Annotated in this window: 18 protein-coding genes; 6 read left to right on the forward strand and 12 right to left on the reverse strand. The window is 66.1% G+C overall.

Annotation, left to right across the window (positions count from 1 at the left end; translation table 11 throughout):
* Positions 1-314: 314 nt before the first annotated feature.
* From dnaB to ACFVV0_RS01505, 10 genes are all read right to left on the reverse strand, one after another.
* A complete protein-coding gene (gene dnaB, locus ACFVV0_RS01460; RefSeq protein ID WP_387057335.1) occupies positions 315-1,688 on the reverse strand; it encodes a replicative DNA helicase in 1,374 nt (457 codons plus the stop codon).
* A gap of 494 nt (positions 1,689-2,182) precedes the next feature.
* On the reverse strand, positions 2,183-2,635 hold the full coding sequence (rplI, locus tag ACFVV0_RS01465) for a 50S ribosomal protein L9 (RefSeq protein ID WP_387057337.1): 453 nt from the start codon (positions 2,633-2,635) through the stop codon (positions 2,183-2,185).
* Between the two features lie 11 nt (positions 2,636-2,646).
* Positions 2,647-2,910, reverse strand: a complete 264-nt coding sequence (gene rpsR / locus ACFVV0_RS01470) for a 30S ribosomal protein S18 (RefSeq protein WP_055897232.1) — start codon at positions 2,908-2,910, stop codon at positions 2,647-2,649.
* A gap of 67 nt (positions 2,911-2,977) precedes the next feature.
* Positions 2,978-3,475: a single-stranded DNA-binding protein gene (locus ACFVV0_RS01475; RefSeq protein ID WP_387057340.1), complete on the reverse strand. Its 498-nt coding sequence runs from the start codon at positions 3,473-3,475 to the stop codon at positions 2,978-2,980.
* A gap of 4 nt (positions 3,476-3,479) precedes the next feature.
* Positions 3,480-3,869: a 30S ribosomal protein S6 gene (gene rpsF / locus ACFVV0_RS01480; protein WP_387057342.1), complete on the reverse strand. Its 390-nt coding sequence runs from the start codon at positions 3,867-3,869 to the stop codon at positions 3,480-3,482.
* A 161-nt stretch (positions 3,870-4,030) separates the two neighbouring features.
* Entirely contained in the window at positions 4,031-5,059 is a 1,029-nt protein-coding gene (locus ACFVV0_RS01485) for a hypothetical protein (RefSeq protein ID WP_387057344.1), read from the reverse strand.
* A 143-nt stretch (positions 5,060-5,202) separates the two neighbouring features.
* Complete coding sequence (locus ACFVV0_RS01490) at positions 5,203-6,540, reverse strand: ABC transporter substrate-binding protein (RefSeq protein WP_387057346.1); 1,338 nt, start codon at positions 6,538-6,540, stop codon at positions 5,203-5,205.
* 24 nt (positions 6,541-6,564) lie between these two features.
* Positions 6,565-7,398 carry a carbohydrate ABC transporter permease gene (locus ACFVV0_RS01495; protein ID WP_387057348.1) on the reverse strand — a complete coding sequence of 278 codons (834 nt, stop codon included), beginning with the start codon at positions 7,396-7,398 and terminating at the stop codon, positions 6,565-6,567.
* Positions 7,385-8,248 carry a carbohydrate ABC transporter permease gene (locus ACFVV0_RS01500; protein ID WP_387057350.1) on the reverse strand — a complete coding sequence of 288 codons (864 nt, stop codon included), beginning with the start codon at positions 8,246-8,248 and terminating at the stop codon, positions 7,385-7,387. The genes ACFVV0_RS01495 and ACFVV0_RS01500 overlap by 14 nt, the downstream gene beginning before the upstream one ends.
* An 11-nt stretch (positions 8,249-8,259) precedes the next feature.
* Positions 8,260-9,684 carry a CCA tRNA nucleotidyltransferase gene (locus ACFVV0_RS01505; RefSeq protein ID WP_387059419.1) on the reverse strand — a complete coding sequence of 475 codons (1,425 nt, stop codon included), beginning with the start codon at positions 9,682-9,684 and terminating at the stop codon, positions 8,260-8,262.
* A gap of 96 nt (positions 9,685-9,780) precedes the next feature.
* Between ACFVV0_RS01505 and ACFVV0_RS01510 the strand changes: the two genes are divergently transcribed.
* The 6 genes from ACFVV0_RS01510 (at position 9,781) to ACFVV0_RS01535 (ending at position 17,510) form a co-directional block, all read left to right on the forward strand.
* The gene (locus ACFVV0_RS01510) at positions 9,781-12,066 is read left to right on the forward strand and encodes a DUF6049 family protein (RefSeq protein ID WP_387057352.1); all 2,286 of its coding nucleotides are present in this window, start codon (positions 9,781-9,783) and stop codon (positions 12,064-12,066) included.
* Positions 12,059-13,681, forward strand: a complete 1,623-nt coding sequence (gene murJ / locus ACFVV0_RS01515) for a murein biosynthesis integral membrane protein MurJ (protein WP_387057354.1) — start codon at positions 12,059-12,061, stop codon at positions 13,679-13,681. Before ACFVV0_RS01510 ends, murJ begins: the two co-directional genes overlap by 8 nt.
* Before the next feature lie 73 nt (positions 13,682-13,754).
* Positions 13,755-14,732 carry a thioredoxin-disulfide reductase gene (trxB, locus tag ACFVV0_RS01520; RefSeq protein ID WP_387057356.1) on the forward strand — a complete coding sequence of 326 codons (978 nt, stop codon included), beginning with the start codon at positions 13,755-13,757 and terminating at the stop codon, positions 14,730-14,732.
* Between the two features lie 13 nt (positions 14,733-14,745).
* A complete protein-coding gene (gene trxA, locus ACFVV0_RS01525) occupies positions 14,746-15,072 on the forward strand; it encodes a thioredoxin (RefSeq protein ID WP_387057358.1) in 327 nt (108 codons plus the stop codon).
* A 133-nt stretch (positions 15,073-15,205) separates the two neighbouring features.
* Positions 15,206-16,528, forward strand: a complete 1,323-nt coding sequence (locus tag ACFVV0_RS01530; protein WP_387057360.1) for a PLP-dependent aminotransferase family protein — start codon at positions 15,206-15,208, stop codon at positions 16,526-16,528.
* 25 nt (positions 16,529-16,553) lie between these two features.
* Positions 16,554-17,510 carry a D-alanine--D-alanine ligase gene (locus ACFVV0_RS01535; protein WP_387057362.1) on the forward strand — a complete coding sequence of 319 codons (957 nt, stop codon included), beginning with the start codon at positions 16,554-16,556 and terminating at the stop codon, positions 17,508-17,510.
* Between the two features lie 15 nt (positions 17,511-17,525).
* Here the strand turns inward: ACFVV0_RS01535 and ACFVV0_RS01540 are convergent, their stop codons facing one another.
* Both ACFVV0_RS01540 and ACFVV0_RS01545 read right to left on the reverse strand, forming a co-directional pair.
* Complete coding sequence (locus ACFVV0_RS01540) at positions 17,526-18,455, reverse strand: ParB/RepB/Spo0J family partition protein (RefSeq protein ID WP_387057364.1); 930 nt, start codon at positions 18,453-18,455, stop codon at positions 17,526-17,528.
* On the reverse strand, positions 18,455-19,372 hold the full coding sequence (locus tag ACFVV0_RS01545) for a ParA family protein (protein WP_387057366.1): 918 nt from the start codon (positions 19,370-19,372) through the stop codon (positions 18,455-18,457). Before ACFVV0_RS01545 ends, ACFVV0_RS01540 begins: the two co-directional genes overlap by 1 nt.
* Between the last annotated feature and the right edge of the window lie 637 nt (positions 19,373-20,009).

Below are 20,009 nucleotides of genomic sequence, written 5' to 3' on the forward strand. Positions count from 1 at the left end.
TGGCTCACCGTTTGGCACCGAGCGCTCGACCCCGCGATGATCTGGACGACGCGGACGGGCGCGCCAACTGCGCCTGGGATCTGGAGCCGGCTCAGCGCCAGGCTCGACCGTTGAGCTCGACGACCTTCGGGTGCATGGCCGGGAGACCGTGGGTCTTCCCTGCGGCAAGTCGGTCCAACTGCCTTTCTCGATCCTTGCTTGTCCAAATGGACACTTCGTGGATCCTCAAAGTTCGGAGCTAGACCACCATCACAGTGTTCAGACGACACTTTGCGTGGTCAGACGACACTTTGCGTGGACAGTTCACACCTCGATTAGATCGGTGCCATGTCCGTGAAGCGCGAGAAGTGGCCCTGGAAGGCGACGGTGACGGTGCGGGTCGGGCCGTTTCGATGCTTGGCGACGATCAGGTCGGCCTCGCCGGCGCGGGGGTTGTCTTTCTCGTAGGCGGATTCGCGGTGCAGCAGGATCACCATGTCGGCATCCTGCTCGATCGAGCCCGACTCGCGCAGGTCGCTCAGCGCGGGAAGTTTGTCGGCGCGCTGCTCCGGGCCGCGGTTCAGCTGCGAGAGGGCGATCACGGGGACCTGCAGCTCCTTCGCCAGCAGTTTGAGCGCACGGGAGAACTCGCTGACCTCCTGCTGACGGCTCTCGACGCGCTTGCCGCTCGTCATCAGCTGGAGGTAGTCGATGATGACCATCTTGAGGCCGACCCGCTGCTTGAGCCGGCGGCACTTGGCCCGGATCTCCACCAGGGTCATGTTGGGGCTGTCGTCGATGTAGAGCGGTGCGTCGTTGATTCGGCCGCGGGTCGACGCGATCGTAGTCCAGTCGCGGGTGTCGACCGTTCCCTTGCGCATGCTCTGCAGGGGCACGGATGATTCGGCCGAGAGCAGACGCATCGCGATTTCACTGCGCCCCATCTCGAGGGAGAAGAAGATGGTCGGCATGTCGTGCTTGATGGCCGCGGCGCGGGCGAAATCGAGCGCGAGGGTCGACTTGCCGAGCGCGGGTCGCGCCGCGACGATGATCATCTGGCCCGGGTGGAGTCCGTTGGTGAGCTCGTCGAGTTCGGCGAATCCGGTGGGAACGCCGGTCATCGAGCCGTCTTTGTGCTTGGCCGCCTCGATCTCGTCGATGGCGACCGTGACCGCGTCGGTGAGGGGTACGTAGTCCTCAGTCTCCTGCGACCCGGTGACGGAGTAGATCTCGGCCTGGGCGTTGTTGACCAGGTCGAGCACTTCGCCTTCTGCCTTGTAGCCCATCTGCGTGATGCGGGTGCCGGCTTCGACGAGCCTGCGCAGCAGCGCCTTCTCGGCGACGATGTTCGCGTAGTAGCCGGCATTCGCCGCGGTCGGCACGAGGCTCGTGAGCGTGTGGAGGTACTCTGCCCCACCTGCCCGGGAGAGTTCGCCCACCTTCGTGAGCTCGTCGGTGACGGTGATCACATCGGTTGGTTCACCGTGCGAGTACAGCGAGAGGATCGCGTCGTAGACGATCTCGTGCTTGGGGATGTAGAAGTCTCCACCGCGAACGACCTCGACGACGTCGGCGACCGCATCTTTGCTCAGGAGCATGCCGCCGAGGGCGCTCTGCTCAGCGAGGAGGTCGTGCGGGGGAGTGCGCTCGTGGCCTCTGCTCTCGCCCGGCTCGCGCTGGTCTGCGAGACCGAGATGGGCGATCGACACGGCTTCTCCTCTTATGTTGCGTGGGCGTGCGGGTATTGCGCTCGTTCCAGTGAATCGTGGTCACGCGACTCTGCGTGCAACGGCTCGCTGTCGAGACGATTCTCAGCCGATCCACCGACACGGGATGCTCGGCGGCGGGCCCGCAGCCCGCTGTTCGTCGGCGTCGCTCCACCATAGGGAGCGCGGGCGACTCCCCACAACTCGGCCTGTGGATAACGCTGGGGACAAACTGCGCGAAACGCCGGGTGGCTTGTGCACAACCTGTGGGGAAACCTGTGGACGGGCAAACAATCTTGCCGGTTATATTTCGCTTGATCAGGGATTTTTTTGTCCCCACCCTGTGTGTAGAAACTTCCCTCAAGGTAGTGTCGAACGTTGTTTCCCGGGCGAGTCGCCCTGTGTACAAAGCTGGGGGAAAATCGCTTGAATTGCCCCCAGAACAGGTGTAGCGGCGGACCGAAGTCCGCCGCTACACTGGCTAGCTTTGTGTGAGCCTACTTGGCTGCGACCACCTGAAGAGTGATCGTCGCCGAGAGGTCGTCACGGAGGCGAACAGTCGCCTCGTGGTCGCCCACGACCTTGATCGCGTTCGGCAGTTCGATCTTGCGCTTGTCGAGCTCGCCGATGCCGGCGGTCTTGACAGCCTCTGCCACGTCGGAGGTCTTCACAGAACCGAACAGGCGTCCCTCTTTGCCGGCCTTGACGGTCAGCTTGACCTTGGTCGCCTCGAGCTTGGCCTTGAGGTCCTGTGCCTCTTCGATGGTGGCGAGCTCACGGGCGACACGGGCCGCCTTGATCTGCTCGATCTGCTTCTCGCCACCGCGGGACCACGCGACAGCGAAGCCCTGGGGGATGAGGTAGTTGCGCGCGTAGCCGTTCTTGACGTCGACGACGTCACCGGCCGAGCCGAGGCCGGTGACCTCGTGCGTCAGAATCAGTTTCGACATTTCCGTTGCTCCTAACGGCCCGAGCCGGCGTAGGGGAGGAGCGCCATCTCGCGTGCGTTCTTCACGGCACGGGCGATGAGGCGCTGCTCCTGTACGGAGACACCGGTGATGCGGCGGGCGCGGATCTTTCCACGCTCCGAGATGAACTTCCGCAGGGTCGCGACGTCCTTGTAGTCGATGACGCCTACGCGGATCGACTTCGCCGGGGCGGCGTTCTTGCCGTCCTTGCCCTTGCGGATCGGCTTGCGGCGGTCGCCGCTCGACTTTCCAGCCATGATTTCCTTTGCTTTCCGCCCTCACCGACGCGCGATGCTCGGTGCGGGCTGGTGAATGTTGGTGACCCTAGAAGGGAGTCTCGTCGTTGAAGCTGCCCGGCGTGTTCCACACGTCTGCCCCTGAGGAGGCGTCTGCGGGAGCCGATGCTGCCCACGGCTCTTCGACGGCGCCGCCGGGTGCTCCACCCGGGCCGCGCGACGACTGGGTGCGCGTGATCGAAGCGGTGGCGTAGCGCAGCGACGGACCGATCTCATCGATCTCGAGTTCGATGCTCGTGCGCTTCTCGCCTTCCTTCGTCTCGTAGGAACGCTGCTTGAGGCGACCCTGGGCGATGACCCGGGACCCCTTGGTCAGCGATCCGGCGACGTGCTCGGCGAATTCACGCCAGACGCTCGCACGCAGGAAGAGAGCCTCACCGTCCTTCCACTCGTTCGCCTGACGGTCGAACGTGCGGGGAGTGGATGCGATGGTGAAGTTGGCAACCGCGAGCCCGTTCTGCGTGTAACGCAGCTCCGGGTCGCTCGTGAGGTTGCCCACCACGGTGATGACGGTCTCGCCGGCCATCGGACTAGGCGCTTGCCTTGTCGGCGGCTGCTGCCTTGGCGGGAGCGGCGGCCTTGCGGGCGGCCTTCTCGTCGGCGAGCTTCGCAGCGGCGGCGACCTGGGCGATCGCCTCTTCGGCACGGAGGACCTTGGTGCGCATGACGGCCTCGCTGAGCTTCAGCTGGCGGTCGAGCTCCTTGGTGGTCTCACCGTTCGAGGTCAGCTGTACGACGGCGTAGATGCCCTCGGACTTCTTGTTGATCTCGTAGGCGAGACGGCGGCGGCCCCAGATGTCCACGTTGTCGACGGTTCCACCGGCGTCGCGAACGACGTTGAGGAACTTGTCAAGGCTGGGAGCAACGGTGCGCTCGTCGATCTCTGGATCGAGGATGACCATCAACTCGTACTGATGCATGACTAACCCACCTCCTTTGGACTTAGCGGCTACAGACGGTCTGTAGCAGGAGGGTTCTACATCGGTTGCGCGGGCGGGAATCCGCCCAGACAACCTACCTAGAGTAGCGGATGCCCGATCCGGGCGCCAACCAGCGGCCTGCGTCTCCTCCGATACGGTGCTCACGCGTTCACCACCCACTCGCCGAACGCGTCGGGCGAGAACGCCGCGGGCCTCACCGGCCGGACGCCGGCTGTCATGAGGATCGACCTCAGCCGGGGCGGATTCCAGGCGTCTTCCCACGTCCAGCGGGCAACCGCTTTGCCGTGCATCCGGAGTCTGTCCTCCCGTCGTCTCTCCTGCCAGACGATGTCTGCTGGGCCGTCGCCGCCGCCGCATTCGTCGCGCGAGTACTTCGCGAACCCGTCGAACTCTCCATAGGTGCCTTCCCACTCGAAGTCGGGGTAGTCCGCATCACCGTCGTCGTGTTCCACACGCGACTGGAGCAGCGGGGCCGCGAATCCCAGTCGATGGATCTGGACCCGGCTGAGCGATTCACCGGGGGACCCGGAGAGGGCATCGGCGAAGCTGATCGCCGCAAGCGCCTTCGCTCGGCCGCGAGCCCCCTCGTCGCGGCGCACCCGGTCGAGCAGCTCCTCACGATCGGCGCCGCAGAACACGTCGCCGTCCGTCGATCTGACCGCCGGCTTCAGTCCGTGATCGAGAGCCGCGACCGCTGTGACGAAAGGCGCCCGACGGGCGAGGTCTGACAGGGTTCGGTCGAGGCTGGTCACCATCCAGGGCCCGACGAGCTCGAGGTCTTCGTCGGGGACGCTTCGGTGGTGCCAGGTCACGGCCCGGCGGGCGAGTGCCCCGGCGAGCCATCCGGTGCGGGTGACGGAGCGCGCTCCGGCGAGCGCTTCCACCGCAGGCGGCCAGGCGCCGACGATCGGGAGCCCCCAGACCGCCGCCGCAGAAGCCCCCACGAAGACGAGGTCGTCGCGACGGGCGCCGGCCACGGCGAGCATCTCCATGAGGTGCTGGGTGCGCTCATTCGCCGAGGGCCAGTCGTGGACGTGGGCGTTCCCCGCACGTCGTACGGGCGCCGACCGACCGTTCTCAGCGGCTCGGCGAGGCCAGCGGCAGGCGTCACCCACTGACCGCTGATCGATCGCGAGGGTGCCGGCACGTTCAACTGTTGTGGTTGTCATGCCACGATGCTCCCGGCCGGTCGTGCTCAGCGGGCCGTCGGCGACTGATCTGTGGATAACGAGCGGGACGCCCCGACTGTGGACGAGCCGTCGCCCGTCAGCGAGTGCGCCCGACGAGTGCGGAAGACGCCGCGCAGCAGGGCTCAGCCGGCGCCGATCGCCGCGTTCGCGTCGTGCTGTGCCTTGCGCAGACCGTCGCCCACCGGGATGCTGCCGTCGAAGATCCCCTCGAACGTCGGCCCGAAAGCGCTCTGTGCGGCCGCCCACTTCGCTCCCTGGGGTGCTTGCACGCTGCCGTTCTTGAGCACCGCATACAGGGGCGAGACGTCGATCCCCTTCGACTTCCAGTAGTCGAGGAAGCTCTGCTGAGCCGGGACCACCGCAGGGGAGGCCGAGCCGCCCGCGCCGATCGCAGCCGACCCCTCCTCGCTGCCGAGCCAGCTGAGCACCTTCTTCACGGCGGCAGGATGCTTCGAGTGCGCGTTGCCCGCGGCGATCACGCCGTTGGTCACGCTGATCGCGCCATCCGGACCCGCGGGAATGGTCGAGATACCCCACCTGAACGCGGCGCCCTGCTGAACGTTCGCCAGGTTGTACGAGCCCGTCTGGAACAGGGCGAGCTTGCCCTGTGTGAACTGGTCACGGCTGAAGTCGCCGTTGGTGTTCGTGTCCGCGGCGGCGGGCGCGACGTGATAGCGGTCGATGAGGTCGACCACGTACTGGAAGGCCCGCACGCCGGCGGGGGAGTCGAAGACGAACTGGTCGCCCTTCTGAAGAGCGGCACCGTTCGAGCCGAGGTAGTTGATGTAGATCGCGTTGAGGTCGTTGGCCGCGTTGTAGCCGTACTGGACCACGTGATCCGGGTCGAAGGCGGGGTCGGCGGCGTTGCGACCGGCGGAGTCGAGCGTCAGCTTCTGCAGGATCGGGAGGAGGGTGTCCTCGGCCGGGTCGGGACTCCAGTGGGCCGTGTCCAGTTCGGCAGGGTCGACCCCCGCCTTCGCGAGCAGCTCCTTGTTGTAGAACACACCGATGCCGGGATCGGCGAGCTGCGGAACGCCCCAGAGCTTGCCACCCTGGGTGTATTGGTCGACCACATTCGACTGCCAGTTCTTCGCGGCCGAGGCGCCCAGGGCATCCGTCACATCGACGAGATCGCCGTTCGACGCGTAGTCCTCGAAGTTTCCCGCGTTCACCCAGAACACGTCGTCGGCGTCGCCGCCTGCGATGTCGGTGCGGAGCTTGGTGAAGTAGTCGGCCCAGGGCACGAGTGTCGTCTTCACGTCGATGTCCGGGTTCTTCTTCTCGAACGCCGCGAACGATTCGTCGTAGGCCTTCTGCACCTGGTCGTCCCACAGTCGCACGGTGACGGTCTGCTTCTGCGTCGACTGACCTCCGGCGACCGCGACGACGACACCGATGCCCGCGACCACGACGGCAAGGGCCGCGACGGATGCCGCTACGACGGTCGAACGCTTGGCCATGCTTCTCCTCCTGATGGATCCGGCCTACCGGAACCCCGAGATGGTGATCGACCGTACGATCTGCTTCTGGAAAATCAGGAAAAGCACGATGAGCGGCACGATCGCCAGCGTCGTCGCCGCCATCACCAGAGTCCAGTTGCCGTTGTACTGAGTCTGGAGGCTAGCAGTGGCGACGGTCGCAACGCGCCATGTGTTACCGCTTGTGATGACGAGCGGCCAGAGGAAGTTGTTCCATTGGCTCACCACGGTGATGAGGATGAGCGTCGCGATGATCGGACGCGACAGCGGCACGACCACCTCGACCAGCACATCCAGCGTCGAGGCGCCGTCGAGCCGGGCCGCGTCGATCAGATCTTCCGGGATCCCGCGGAAGTACTCGCGCAGCAGGAAGATCGCGTACGGGCTGCCGAACGAGAACGGCAGCACGAGACCCCAGAAGGTATTGCGCAGCCCCAGCTGAACCATCATCAGGTAGAGCGGGATGACCAGCACGATCGCCGGGACCATCAGCGTCGACAGGTAGACCCAGAACAGCACCCGCCTCCCCGGGAAGTCCACCCGGGCGAACGCGTATGCGGCCATGATCGAGAAAACCACCTGGAAGACGACGATGAATGCCGTCATCAGAGCCGTGACGCCCAGCGCCCGCCCGAACTCCGTGGAACCACCGAAGAGGGTTACGACGTTTTGGACGCTCCACGGATCCGGTGCCGCGAGCGCGGACTGCTGAGCGAACTGCTGCGGGGTCTTGAAAGCGGTCATGGCACTGAGCAGGAACGGTCCGAGGGTCACGAGCGCGCCGACGAGCAGCACGGCGTAGATCCCGAGGGTGCGCAGCATCCGGCTAGCTGAGGTCATACGTCGTCCTCCGCCGGAAGTAGAGCTGCTGCCCGACCGTGATCGCCACCAGGATCGCCAGAAGGACGACGGCCATGACGGATGCCCGCCCCAGGTCGAACGTCTGGAACGCCTCCTCGTAGATGTGGTTGGCCACCACATCCGTGCGACGCCCCGGACCTCCTCCCGTCAGCGCATACACCTGGTCGAAGATCTGGAAGGTCGAGATCACGCTCGTCACCAGCACGAAGAACATGGTCGGCCGCAGGAGTGGCAGTTTGATCCGCCAGAACACCGCTACCGGCCCGGCTCCATCGAGCCGCGCGGCCTCGACGAGGTGGGGCGGGATGTTCAGGAGTCCGGCCATGAAGAACAGCGTCACGTAGCCCACATTCGTCCAGATCACCACCGCGCAGACCGCGGGCAGCGCCAGAGCCGGGTTCGTGAGCCATTCGATCCGCACGCCGAGGATGGTGTTGAGGGCGCCGTCGGTCGGCGCGAGGATCCATTTCCAGACCACGCCGAGGGCGAGCGGGGCCGAGATCCAGGGCAGCACATAGATCGTGCGCAGCACAATCGAACCCGGTAACCCCCTTGTCAGGAATGAGGCGGCGAGCAGCCCCAGACCTGTCTGGATCGGGATGACGATCACGACGAACGCCAGCGTCACGAGCAGGGCGTTGCCGAAGATCGGATCGCCGAGGACCGACGCGTAGTTCGAGAGCCCGACGAAGCGCGCCGGACTGATCAGATCCCAGCTCTGAAAGCTCAGCCAGACGACGATCAGCACGGGCAAGGCGAGAAAGCAGAGCACACCGAAGAGACTCGGCGCGAGCAAGGCGTAACCGGTCAAGGCGGTTCGGCGCCGCACCGTTCGAGTGGTCAGCGCTGGTCCCACCAGGCGAGGAGGCGGCGCGTCGCCTCGTCTTCTCCGAGGGGGCCCTCGTCGAGCCGCAGCTCCAGCAGGTACCTCATTGCCCGGCCGACCTCCGGTCCCGGGCGGAGGTCCAGGATGCGCATGACCTGTTCCCCATCGAGGTCCGGTCGCACCGCATCGAGCTCCTCCCTCTCCTTGAGCTCGCGGATGCGCGCCTCGAGGTCATCGTAGGCAAAGCCGAGCTGATCGGCCTTGCGACGATTACGCGTCGTTACATCTGCCCTCGTGAGCATGTGGAGGCGCTCGAGCTGGTCGCCGGCATCGCGAACGTAACGCCGCACTGCGGAGTCGGTCCAGTGGCCCTCGCTGTAACCGAAGAAGCGGAGGTGGAGTTCGATCAGGGTGGAGACCGCATCGATCGTCGCCTTGTCGAACCGCAGTGCGGTCAACCGCTTCTTGGCGAGCTTCGCGCCGACCACATCGTGGTGGTAGAAGCTCACGACCCCACCCGGCTCCAGGCGCCTCGTCGCGGGCTTGCCGATGTCGTGCAGGATCGCCGCCAGTCTCAGGATGAGGTCGGGCGCCTCGCCGGGGTGCCGACTCTTCTCGTACCCGATCGCCTGATCGAGCACGGTGAGGCTGTGCTGGTACACGTCCTTGTGGTGGTGGTGCTCATCGACTTCGAGCCTCAGCGCCGGGATCTCGGGGATGACCCGGTCGGCGAGGCCGGTCGAGACCAGGAGCTCGATTCCCCGCCGCGGCTCGTCGGTCAGCAGCAGCTTGGCGATCTCGTCTCGCACACGTTCGGCGCTCACGATCTCGATGCGGTCGGCCATGTCGCTCATCGCCTGCTCGGTGGCGTCGTCGACGGTGAAACCCAGCTGCGAACTGAAACGTGCCGCCCGCATCATGCGCAGAGGATCGTCGCCGAACGAGATCTCGGGGCTGCTCGGGGTCGTGATGGTGCGGCTCAGCATGTGCTCGATACCGCCGGACGGGTCGACGAGGATCACCTCGGGCACGCGCAATGCGAGCGCGTTCACCGTGAAATCGCGGCGCAGGAGGTCGCCTTCGAGCGTGTCGCCGAACTCGACGTCGGGCTTGCGGGTCGTTCCGTCGTAGCTGTCGGTGCGGTAGGTCGTGATCTCCACCGTGTCGTCGCCGAAGCGCGCGCCGATGGTCCCGAACTGGCGGCCGATGTCCCACACGGCGTCGGCGAGCGGTGAGACGACCTTCAGGATGTCGTCGGGGCGGGCGTTCGTCGTGAAGTCGAGGTCGTTCACGGTGCGCTCGAGCAGCGCATCCCGAACCGGCCCGCCGACCAGGGCGAGCTCGTAACCCGCAACGGCGAAGGCGGCCGACAATCGGGAGACCGTCGCCGACCGTGCGAGGTCGCCGAGGCGGACGAGGGAATCGGCGACGCTCTGCATGGTGCCCCAGTTTACGGGCGCGCTCGCCGGGGTCTCCCAGGGCCCGACCTCTAGAATCGTCGACATGGAGGCCGAAACGGGATCGCGCGGCGACGCATGAGCCGATTCCGTCTCACCCATTCGCAGGGTGCACGCAGCATCGTCGCGCTCATCAGCGCCGCGATCGCGCTCACGCTTCTGCCCGCAGGGGGAGCCGCCGCGGCTGCCGCGTCGTCCCCATCCGCCGTCCGAAACGTGGTCGAGGCCACCACTGCGACGGCCACCGAGGCGAAGGTCACCGCGTCCCTGTCCACCGACAATGCGGGCGTGCTCTCCCCGGGCCAGGACCTCACCGTCTCCGTCACCATCACGAACGCCACCGAGACGGCCCACGAACGTGGAACGGTGTCCGTCTGGGTCGACCCGACCGCGCTGAAGTCCCGCTCGGCGCTCGACTCCTGGCTGGCGTCGACGGATGCCGTGCCGAAGGCGGTCGCGGTCGGCACGGCTCCGGTCGGCGCGCTGGAGCCGGGCACCAGCACGGTGGTCCAGGTGGTCGTGCCCGCTGCATCCCTGCCCTTCGCCGCGAACCCCGCCGAAGCGGTCTATGGCATCGGTGCCACCGCCACCGTCACGACCTCGACGGCGGCGGATGCCCGCAGCAGCCTGGTCTGGAGCCCTGGCGGCTCCGCAGAGCCCTCGGGCGTCGGCGTCGTGTTCCCGATCGTCAGCCCGCCCAGCTCGAAGGGCCTCCTCTCGGCCGACGATCTCACGACGTACACCGCGGCCAACGGGGTGCTCACCCGTGACCTCGACGGGCTGGAGCGCCATAGCACCGTCGCCATCGGCATCGATCCGATGATCATCGCTTCGATCCGTGCGCTGGGGAACGCGGCGCCGGCGAGCGCTACCGACTGGCTCGTGCGGCTCTCCGCTCTGCCGAACGACACCTTCTCCCTCGGCTTCGGCGACGCAGACCTGACCGGGCAGATCCAGAGCGGAGTGACGAAGCCGCTCGCCCCGACATCGCTCGCATACGCACTCAACCCCCAGAACTTCACTCCATCGCCGACCCCCGTCGGCGAGCCCCCGGCCGAAACGCCGACCAGCCCGACTCCGAGCCCGACCCCGACCGCCGGTTCCGGGCCGGTGCTGCCCACGCTCGACGAGCTCACCTCGTGGGAGTACACGATGCAGGGCGTCGCCTGGCCCGGCGACGGAACGGTGCGGGCGGCCGACCTCGCACCGCTGGTGGCCGCCGGGTATACGACGACCATCGTCTCGGGGGCGAACACCAACGCGAAGACCCTGAGCGGCACCAGCAGCGCAGTACTGCCGTTCGACGGGGGCAAGCTCGGGGTTGCCGATGCTGCGCTCTCAGACGCCATCCGTCAAGCGGCGTCAGCACCGAGCGACTCCGCGTGGAACGCAGCGATGGCCAAGGTGAACGCACAGCTGGAGCTCACCAGCCAAGAGGGCGGAACGCCGAAGAACCTGCTGCTCTCGTTCGACCGCTCCTGGCCGTCGAGCGGTACACAGCTGCAGCGCACCCTCGACACACTCCTTACCGGCCCCTGGTCGACCCCGACCACTCTTCCCCAGACGCTCTCCGCATCGGCCACGGACGGCCTCGCCCTCGTCGACGCGCCCGAGGCGGCGACGCGGACGGACGCCATCAAAGCCCTCGTCGACGACGAGATGCAGATCGACCAGTTCGCGACCATCCTCGACAAGCCGGAGACGATGACGGGGCGCACTCGGGCCGAACTGCTGACCCTGCTCGCCGTGTCGTGGCAGAGCCCGCGAAGCGACTGGACGGCAGCGGTCTCGAAGAGCCGCGCGACCACGGTCAAGACCCTGAACGCCGTCAAGATCGTGCCGACGGAGAACGTCAATCTCGTCAGCGCTCAAGGCTCCATCCCGTTCACGGTCATCAACGAGCTCCCGAGCGAAGCGGCGAACGTCGTGCTGCGCGCCTCGCCATCCAACAGCCGGCTCGAGATCGATGAGGATGTGACCAAGCGCATCCTGCCCGACTCCCGGGCCACCCTGCTCGTTCCGGTGAAGGCCAAGCTCGGAAACGGCCAGGTGACCCTGTCGCTGAGCCTCTTCAGCCCGACAGGCGTGCCGATCGGAACGACGACGTCGGTGACCGTCGACGTGCACGCCGACTGGGAGGGCATCGGCGCGCTCATCGTCGGCATCCTGCTCGTGCTGCTCTTCGGTTTCGGGATCGTGCGCAACGTGCTCCGTCGTCGCGACCGGCGTCGCGCAGAGCGCGCAGAAGCGGCAGCTGCCGCGGCGGGCGGCGGTGACGCGGACGGCGGTGACGCGGACGGCGGTGACGCAGCCGGCGCCGGCGGCACCGGCGTGACCGTTCCAGAGGACACCGAGCGTGGCTAGCATCGGACGTTCGAGTGCGATGCTCGCCTCGGGAACCTTCGTGTCGCGCATCCTCGGCTTCGTCAAAGCCTGGCTCCTCCTGCAGGCGATCGGCGCCGTCGCTTTCGCCGCCAACCCGTACGCGACGTCGACCATCGTGCCGAACAGCATCTACGCACTCATCGCCCAGGGCATCCTGAATGCGGTCCTCGTGCCGCAGATCGTGCGCGCGTCGACCAATCCCGACGGCGGTAAGGCCTACATCAACAAGCTGGTCACCCTCGGGATCCTCGTTTTCGGCTCGGTCGCCGTCGTCGCTACCCTGCTGTCCCCGGTGCTGATGCAGGTCTTCGGCCTCCGCGGCGACCAGGCTCAGATCGCGACGGCCTTCGCCTACTGGTCGCTGCCGCAGATCTTCTTCCTCGGGTTGTACACCCTGCTCGGGGAGGTGCTCAACGCGCGGAAGTCGTTCGGGCCGTTCACCTGGGCACCCGTGGTCAACAACATCGTCGGCATCGCGATGCTGCTCGTCTTCATCGTCGCCTTCGGCTCCGACGCTGCCGGCCACCGGACTGCCAGCGAGTGGAACCCGGTGATGATCGCCATCCTGGCGGGCGGCGCGACCCTCGGCGTGGCGGTTCAAGCGTTCATTCTGTTCTTCTTCTGGAGACGCGTCGGGCTCCGCTTCCGCTTCGACTTCGGTTGGCGGGGGGTCAATCTCGGGCACGCCGGGCGGGCTGCGGCCTGGACCCTCGGCATGGTGATCGCGACGCAGATCGCCGGAGCGATCGAGACGAACGTCGCGAACTCGGCCGGCGAAGCGTTCGCGGGTCCGCAGGTGATGAACAACGCCTGGCTCATCTTCATGCTGCCGCACGGCATCATCGCGGTCTCGATCGTGACGGCGTACTACACCCGGATGGCGGAGCACGCCCACCGCAAGGACATCGGGTCGTTCCGCGCCGACTTCTCCAGTGGGGCACGGTCGATCCTGCTGCTCATCGCCTTCTCGGCCGCCGGTCTCATCGTCGTCTCGCTGCCACTGGCGAGCGTCTTCACGCCTCCGTTCTACCAGGAGCTCGGGCTCGTGCTCGTGGCCTACCTGGTCGGCCTCGTACCGTTCTCGATCGTCTTCATGGCCCAGCGGGCGTTCTATTCACTCGGAGACACCCGAACGCCGCTGTTCTTCACCTTGGCCCAGGTCGGAGTGATCATCGTCGGAATGGTGGTCTGCCTCGGGGTTGCCCCGAATCTCCGCGCTGCGGCCGTCGCCCTCGTCGTCTCGATCGCGAGCACCATTCAGGCGGTACTCGCGATCGCCCTGCTGCGGCGACGCATCGGAGGAGTGGATGGTCGGCGCATCCTGAGCGGCCTCTGGCGGTTCCTGCTCGCCGCCATCGCAGCGATGATCGCCGGCGCGGGCTTCCTGACGCTGCTCGGCGGTGTCGCGCCCGGCGCCTTCCCGGTCTCCGGATTCGTGGCGGCGATCGTCTCCATCGCGGTGGTCGGTGTGGTGATGCTGATCGTCTATTTCGGCTTCCTCGTGCTGCTCCGTTCCGACGACCTCCAGGCGGGTCTCGCTCCGATTCTGAGCCGGCTGGGACGCCGCTCCGAACGCAGGGTGGAGAAGGAATAGCATCCGCTTAGGATGTGTTCTAGATCACAGCGATTCCCACCGAACCGCTACAGATAGTGCAAGGAGCTCCGCTGTGCGGCAGATCATCATCATCGGTTCCGGCCCCGCCGGCTATACGGCTGCGATTTATGCTGCCCGCGCGAACCTGCGCCCGCTGCTGATCGCCTCGTCCGTCGAGGCGGGAGGTGAGCTCATGAATACGACCGAGGTCGAAAACTTCCCGGGCTTCCCCGAGGGCATCATGGGCCCCGATCTCATGATGAAGATGCAGGCGCAGGCCGAGCGATTCGGCACCGAGGTCGTTCTCGACGACGTCGTGTCCGTCGACCTGACCGGGGACATCAAGAAGGTCACCCTCGGCTCCGGCGCCAAGCACGAGGCTCTCGCGGTGATCTTCGCCACGGGATCCGCCTACCGCAAGCTCGGCCTGGAAGACGAGGACCGTCTCTCCGGCCACGGCGTCTCCTGGTGCGCGACCTGCGATGGCTTCTTCTTCCGCGAGCGCACGATCGCGGTCGTCGGCGGCGGCGACTCGGCGATGGAGGAGGCGAGCTTCCTCACCCGCTTCGCGGACAAGGTCTACGTCATCCACCGCAAGGACTCACTGCGCGCCTCCAAGATCATGCAGGACCGTGCGTTCACCAACGACAAGATCGAGTTCGTCTGGAACTCGGAAGTCGTGGGCATCAACGGCGACGAGACCGTGAAGAGCGTCACCCTGCGCGACACCGTCACCGGTGAGCAGAGCGAACTCGCCCTACAGGGTCTGTTCATCGCCATCGGCAACGACCCGCGCGTGCACCTCGTGCACGGGCAGCTCGACCTCACTCCGGAGGGCACCATCGCAGTGGCCGGCCGGAGTTCCAAGACGAAGGTCGCGGGTGTGTTCGCGGCCGGCGACGTGATCGATCCCCACTACCGCCAGGCGGTCACCGCCGCGGCGTCGGGGACGGTCGCTGCGCTGGACGCCGAGCAGTACCTCACGACCCTCCCCAAAGACCTGCTGGCCGCAGCGGACGCCAGCGATCTAGAACTCACCCCTACCGCATAAGGAGAATCACACAATGTCGGCAGCACGTTCCGTCACTGACGCCACCTTCCAGGATGACGTCCTCAATAGCGAGAAGACCATTCTCGTGGACTTCTGGGCAGAGTGGTGCGGCCCGTGTCGCGCCGTCGGCCCGATCCTCGACCAGATCGCCGCGGAGCACGCGGAGAAGATCGAGATCGTCAAGCTGAACGTCGACGAGAACCCGCAGACCGCGGCGAAGTATCAGATCACCTCCATCCCTGCGATGAAGGTCTACCAGGGTGGCGAGGTCGTCAAGACCGTCATCGGCGCCAAGCCGAAGCCCGCCCTCGAAGCCGACCTGGCCGCCTACCTCGCGTAGCCGACCAGTCCTTCCAGACCCGTCCGGCGACAAGCCGGGCGGGTCTTTTTTTGTACCCGCACCGCCCCCGTCCGATTTCGGGCAGGTACCCACACACAAATAGCATTGGCAAACGGCGTTAGAAGGAAGACAAGTGACTGATCAGGGCAGCCCGCTTTCGCGCGGCAACAATCTCGACCCGTGGTACAACCACTACGCGCAGCGTACGAGCGGCCTGGCCGCCAGCGAGGTCCGAGCCCTGTTCGCCGTCGCCAGCCGCCCCGAAGTGGTCTCCCTGGCAGGCGGCATGCCCTTCGTCTCGGCTCTGCCCGAAGACCTCGTCATCGGTGCGATGGATCGGGTCATGCGCGAGCAGGGTCCCGTCGCGCTCCAGTACGGGTCCGGCCAGGGCGTCCCAGCCCTCCGCGAGCAGGTTCTCGACGTGATGGCCCTCGAAGGAATCTCCGCCAGCGCCGACGACGTCGTCATCACCACCGGGTCGCAGCACGCGCTCGAGCTCTTCAGCAAGCTCTTCATCGACCCGGGGGATGTCGTGCTCGCCGAGGGCCCGAGCTATGTCACGGCCATGGTGATCTTCCGTTCTTACCAAGCAGAGGTCGACCATGTGCCGATGGATGAGCACGGCCTGATCCCCGAGGCACTCCGCGAGCACATCGCTCGTCTCAAAAGTGCTGGTCGCAAAGTGAAATTCCTCTATACGATCCCAACCTTCCACAATCCCGCCGGCGTCACGCTGTCGTGGGAGCGCCGGCTCGAGATCCTCGAGATCGCGCGGGAGAACGACATCCTGGTCTTGGAGGACAATCCGTACGGATTGCTCTATTTCGGCGAGAAGCCGCCCGCAGCGATGCGATCGGTCGAACGCGACGGCGTCGTCTACCTCGGAACATTCTCCAAGACTCTCGCCCCCGGACTTCGCGTCGGGTGGGCGCTCGCACCCCACGCCATCCGCGAGAAGCTGATCCTCGCCAACGAGGCGGCGGTGCTCAGTCCGAGCTCGTTCACTCAGCTCGTCGTGTCCGAGTATCTCCGCGACGCCGACTGGAAAGCCCAGATCGACACGTTCCGCGGTGTCTACCGTGAGCGCAAAGAGGCCATGATCTCGGCACTGGAGGAGCATCTGCCCGAACTGAGCTGGACCAACCCCAACGGCGGGTTCTATGTCTGGCTCACGCTCCCTTCGCATCTCGACTCCAAGGCGATGCTGCCGCGGGCCGTCACCGAACTCGTCGCTTATACGCCCGGGACCGCGTTCTACGGCGATGGCAACGGACGGCAGAACATGCGGCTCTCGTTCTGCTATCCCACGCCCGCGAGTATCCGCGTCGGCATCCGGCGACTCGCGAACGTCATCAACGGGGAGCAGGACTTGCTCGACACCTTCGCCGGCACCGGGCGCCTCTCCGAGCGGAAACCGGACCGGAACAGCGCCAACCCGCCGACCGACCTGCGCTAGAGAACCTACTACGAAAGGCCTGATCATGGCTGAAAAAACTGTACTCGACATCATGGTTCTCGCCGGCGGGATCTCGCACGAGCGCGACGTCTCCCTCCGCTCCGGCCGCCGCGTCGTCGACGGCCTGAACTCGCTCGGCCATCGGGTGTCGCTCCGCGATCCGGATGCGGCCCTCCTCGGCTACCTCGTCGAGAACCGTCCCGACGTGATCTGGCCCGCACTCCACGGGGCAAGCGGTGAGGACGGCGCGCTTCGGGCGCTCCTGGAGCAGGCCGGCATCCCGTTCGTCGGCTCCCGCACCGATGCCGCCCAGCTCGCCTGGTCGAAGCCGACCGCGAAAACGATTGTGGCCCGCGCGGGTGTCGCGACTCCAGCATCCGTCGCCCTGCCCAAGGAGACCTTTCGCGAGCTCGGTGCAAGCAGTGTTCTCGCCACCGTGCTCGCCGGCCTCGGCACATCGCTCGTGGTGAAGCCCGCCAAGGGCGGTTCGGCGCAGGGCGTCAGCATCGTGGAGTCGGCCGAGGAGCTTCCGCACGCTATGGTCGACGCCTACACATACTCCGATGTCGCGCTGATCGAACGCAAGATCGAGGGCATCGAGGTCTCCGTTGCCGTCATCGACCTGGGGGACGGTCCCGAGGCACTGCCGGCCGTCGAGATCGAGCCCGTGAACGGTGTCTACTCGTTCGACGCACGGTACAACGCGGGGGAGACCCGCTTCTACGTACCCGCGCGCCTCGATCCCGAGGTCAGCGCGCGTGTGGCTGAGACCGCGACGACCGCGCACGCTGCTCTCGGTCTGCGGCACCTGTCGCGCATCGATCTCATCGTGGATGCCGAGGGCGTCCCGTGGTTCCTCGAAGCGAACGTGCTGCCCGGTCTCACCGAGACCTCGATCATGCCCCAGGCGATCGCGGCCTCTGGACGCGACCTCGGCGACGTCTACGCGGCCCTCGCGGTGGCCGCGATGTCCGATTCCTAGCCGAATGGCGTGCGCTCAGCTGTAGCTGGGCTGCCCGATCTCATCGAGGATGCGATTGAGGTCCTGGATCGTGGCGAAATCGACTACGATCTGGCCTTTTCTTGAGCCGAGGGTGATCTTCACGCGTGTGTTCAGGCGGTCGCCGAGGCGCTCGGCGACCTCGTCGAGGTGCCCGCGATGCTTGCCGGGGGTCGCTTTACTGCGAACCGGCTTCGGCTCCTTGCTCGCGGCCGCTTCGGCAGCTCGCACGGAGAGATCCTCGTTGATGATCTTGTCAGCGAGCCGGTTCATGCTCGCTTCGTCCCCGGTCGACAGGATGGCTCGGGCGTGGCCGGCACTCAGCACACCGGCCGCGACCTTCGTTTGCACGCTCGACGGGAGCTTCAGCAGGCGGATCGTGTTCGTGATCTGCGGACGTGAGCGTCCGATCCGGGTGGCGAGTTCATCCTGGGTGATCCCGAAGTCCGCGAGGAGCTGCTGGTACGCCGAAGCCTCCTCGAGCGGGTTCAACTGCGAGCGGTGCAGGTTCTCGAGCAGCGCATCCCGGAGCATGTTCTCGTCGGCGGTGTCCTTGATGACCGCGGGGATGGTCTCGAGCCCGACCTGCTTCGACGCTCGCAGACGGCGCTCGCCCATGATGAGCTCGTAGCGATCCTTCTCACCGGCGATGGGGCGAACGACGATCGGCTGCAGCACTCCGACCTCGCGGATGCTCGCCACCAGCTCATCGAGGGCCTCTTGATCGAACTCGGTGCGGGGCTGCACCGCGTTCGGCACGATGGATGCGGGGGAGAGGTTCGCCAGACGGGCGCCTGGAACGACCACCAGATCCCCGACACTGGCCGAGGAATCCGGGAAGAACACGTCGACCGGGCGAGCCGATTGGTCGGCGATCGGGATGAGCGCGCCGATTCCGCGGCCCAGACCTGTGCGCTTCGCTGCCATTAGCGTGGTACTCCTCTTCGTGCGATCTCCGCCGCCGCCTCCAGGTAGGAGAGCGATCCGGACGAGTTCATGTCGTAACTGATGACACTCTGCCCGTAGCTCGGCGCCTCCGAGATGCGGACCGAGCGGGGAATGATGGTGTCGAGCACTTCTTTCGGGAAGTGCGCACGCACATCCTCTGCCACCTGATGGGCCAGATTGGTGCGGGAGTCGTACATCGTGAGCAGAATCGTCGAGACGCTCAGCTTCGGGTTCAGGTGCTTCTCGATCAACTGGATGTTCTTCAGCAGCTGGCTGAGACCCTCGAGCGCGTAGTACTCGCACTGGATCGGGATGAGCACCTCGGTCGCGGCGACGAAGGCGTTGATCGTGAGGAGTCCCAGCGACGGCGGGCAGTCGATGAGCACATAGTCGAAGTCGTACTCGTCGAGAAAGCGTCCCAAGGCTCGGGAAAGTCGCTGCTCACGAGCGACCAGCGAAACGAGTTCGATCTCGGCGCCGGCCAGGTCGATCGTGGCGGGAACGACGAAGAGTCCATCGAACTCCGGGCTCTTCTGAACGACCTCGTCGAGCTCTTTGTCGTTGACGACCACGTCGTAGACGTTCGGCGTGCCCTCGCGGTGCTCGACGCTGAGGGCGGTGGATGCATTGCCCTGCGGATCCAGGTCGATGACCAGTACCTGAGCGCCCGACTTCGCGAGAGCAGCAGACAGGTTGACTACGGTGGTGGTCTTGCCGACGCCACCCTTCTGATTGGAGATGGTGAAGACACGCGTCTTGGAGGGGAGGGGCAGTGTCTGCGATGCGATCGCCTGTCTCCGACGCGTCAGATCCTGGATTTCGCGGGCGAGTGGGGTCTCCCCATCGAAGACTGAAGAGGTCTGGTCGACCTGGGCGTCTTGATCAGGATGTTTCACGTGAAACCTTGTCGCTCGATGGGTGCCGGGCACCGCGTTCACTGACTCGGGAAGAGCCGGCGGAGTCGCCGGACCAACCCAACAACTCTAGCTTGACTGACCTGCACGACTTGCCGGGGTCGCCACGCAGGGCGGGCATTCACACGAGCACCACAGGTGCAGTTTCTCCTACTCAAGAGCACACCGCAGCAATCGCTGAACCGTGTGGCCGTCGCCTTCCGCCCGCCGAATCGGAGATCTCGCCCCGACCGGGCCGTATTCTCCGTAACGACGGAGCCTTCCTCGGGGTGTCGACTGAAATCTCCGACCCAAGGGCGCTCGACAGCAATCGCTGAACCGCGCGGCCGTCGCCACCCGCCCCGCAGAACCGGGAATCTCACTTCACACGGCCCACCTTCTCCGTAGCGACGGAGCCTTCCTCGGGGTGTCGACCGAAATCTCCGATCCAAGGGCGCTCGACAGCAATCGCTGAACCATGCAGACGTCGCCACCCGCCCCGCAGAACCGGAGATCTCGCTCAGAACGGCCTGCTTTCTCCGTAGCGACGGAGCCTTCCTCGGGGTGTCGACCGAAATCTCCGACCCAAGGGCGCTCGACAGCAATCGCTGAACCATGCAGACGTCGCCACCCGCCCCGC

The sequence above is a fragment of the Leifsonia sp. NPDC058230 genome (assembly GCF_042882245.1).
GTDB lineage: Bacteria > Actinomycetota > Actinomycetes > Actinomycetales > Microbacteriaceae > Leifsonia.

Coding starts and splice junctions, on each gene's coding strand:
- rplI (WP_387057337.1), bottom strand. CDS start 2,635: ATGTCGAAACTGATTCTGACGCACGAGGTCACCGGCCTCGGCTCGGCC.
- rpsR (WP_055897232.1), bottom strand. CDS start 2,910: ATGGCTGGAAAGTCGAGCGGCGACCGCCGCAAGCCGATCCGCAAGGGC.
- ACFVV0_RS01475 (WP_387057340.1), bottom strand. CDS start 3,475: ATGGCCGGCGAGACCGTCATCACCGTGGTGGGCAACCTCACGAGCGAC.
- rpsF (WP_387057342.1), bottom strand. CDS start 3,869: ATGCATCAGTACGAGTTGATGGTCATCCTCGATCCAGAGATCGACGAG.
- ACFVV0_RS01485 (WP_387057344.1), bottom strand. CDS start 5,059: ATGACAACCACAACAGTTGAACGTGCCGGCACCCTCGCGATCGATCAG.
- ACFVV0_RS01490 (WP_387057346.1), bottom strand. CDS start 6,540: ATGGCCAAGCGTTCGACCGTCGTAGCGGCATCCGTCGCGGCCCTTGCC.
- ACFVV0_RS01495 (WP_387057348.1), bottom strand. CDS start 7,398: ATGACCTCAGCTAGCCGGATGCTGCGCACCCTCGGGATCTACGCCGTG.
- ACFVV0_RS01505 (WP_387059419.1), bottom strand. CDS start 9,684: ATGCAGAGCGTCGCCGATTCCCTCGTCCGCCTCGGCGACCTCGCACGG.
- ACFVV0_RS01510 (WP_387057352.1), top strand. CDS start 9,781: ATGAGCCGATTCCGTCTCACCCATTCGCAGGGTGCACGCAGCATCGTC.
- trxA (WP_387057358.1), top strand. CDS start 14,746: ATGTCGGCAGCACGTTCCGTCACTGACGCCACCTTCCAGGATGACGTC.
- ACFVV0_RS01535 (WP_387057362.1), top strand. CDS start 16,554: ATGGCTGAAAAAACTGTACTCGACATCATGGTTCTCGCCGGCGGGATC.
- ACFVV0_RS01540 (WP_387057364.1), bottom strand. CDS start 18,455: ATGGCAGCGAAGCGCACAGGTCTGGGCCGCGGAATCGGCGCGCTCATC.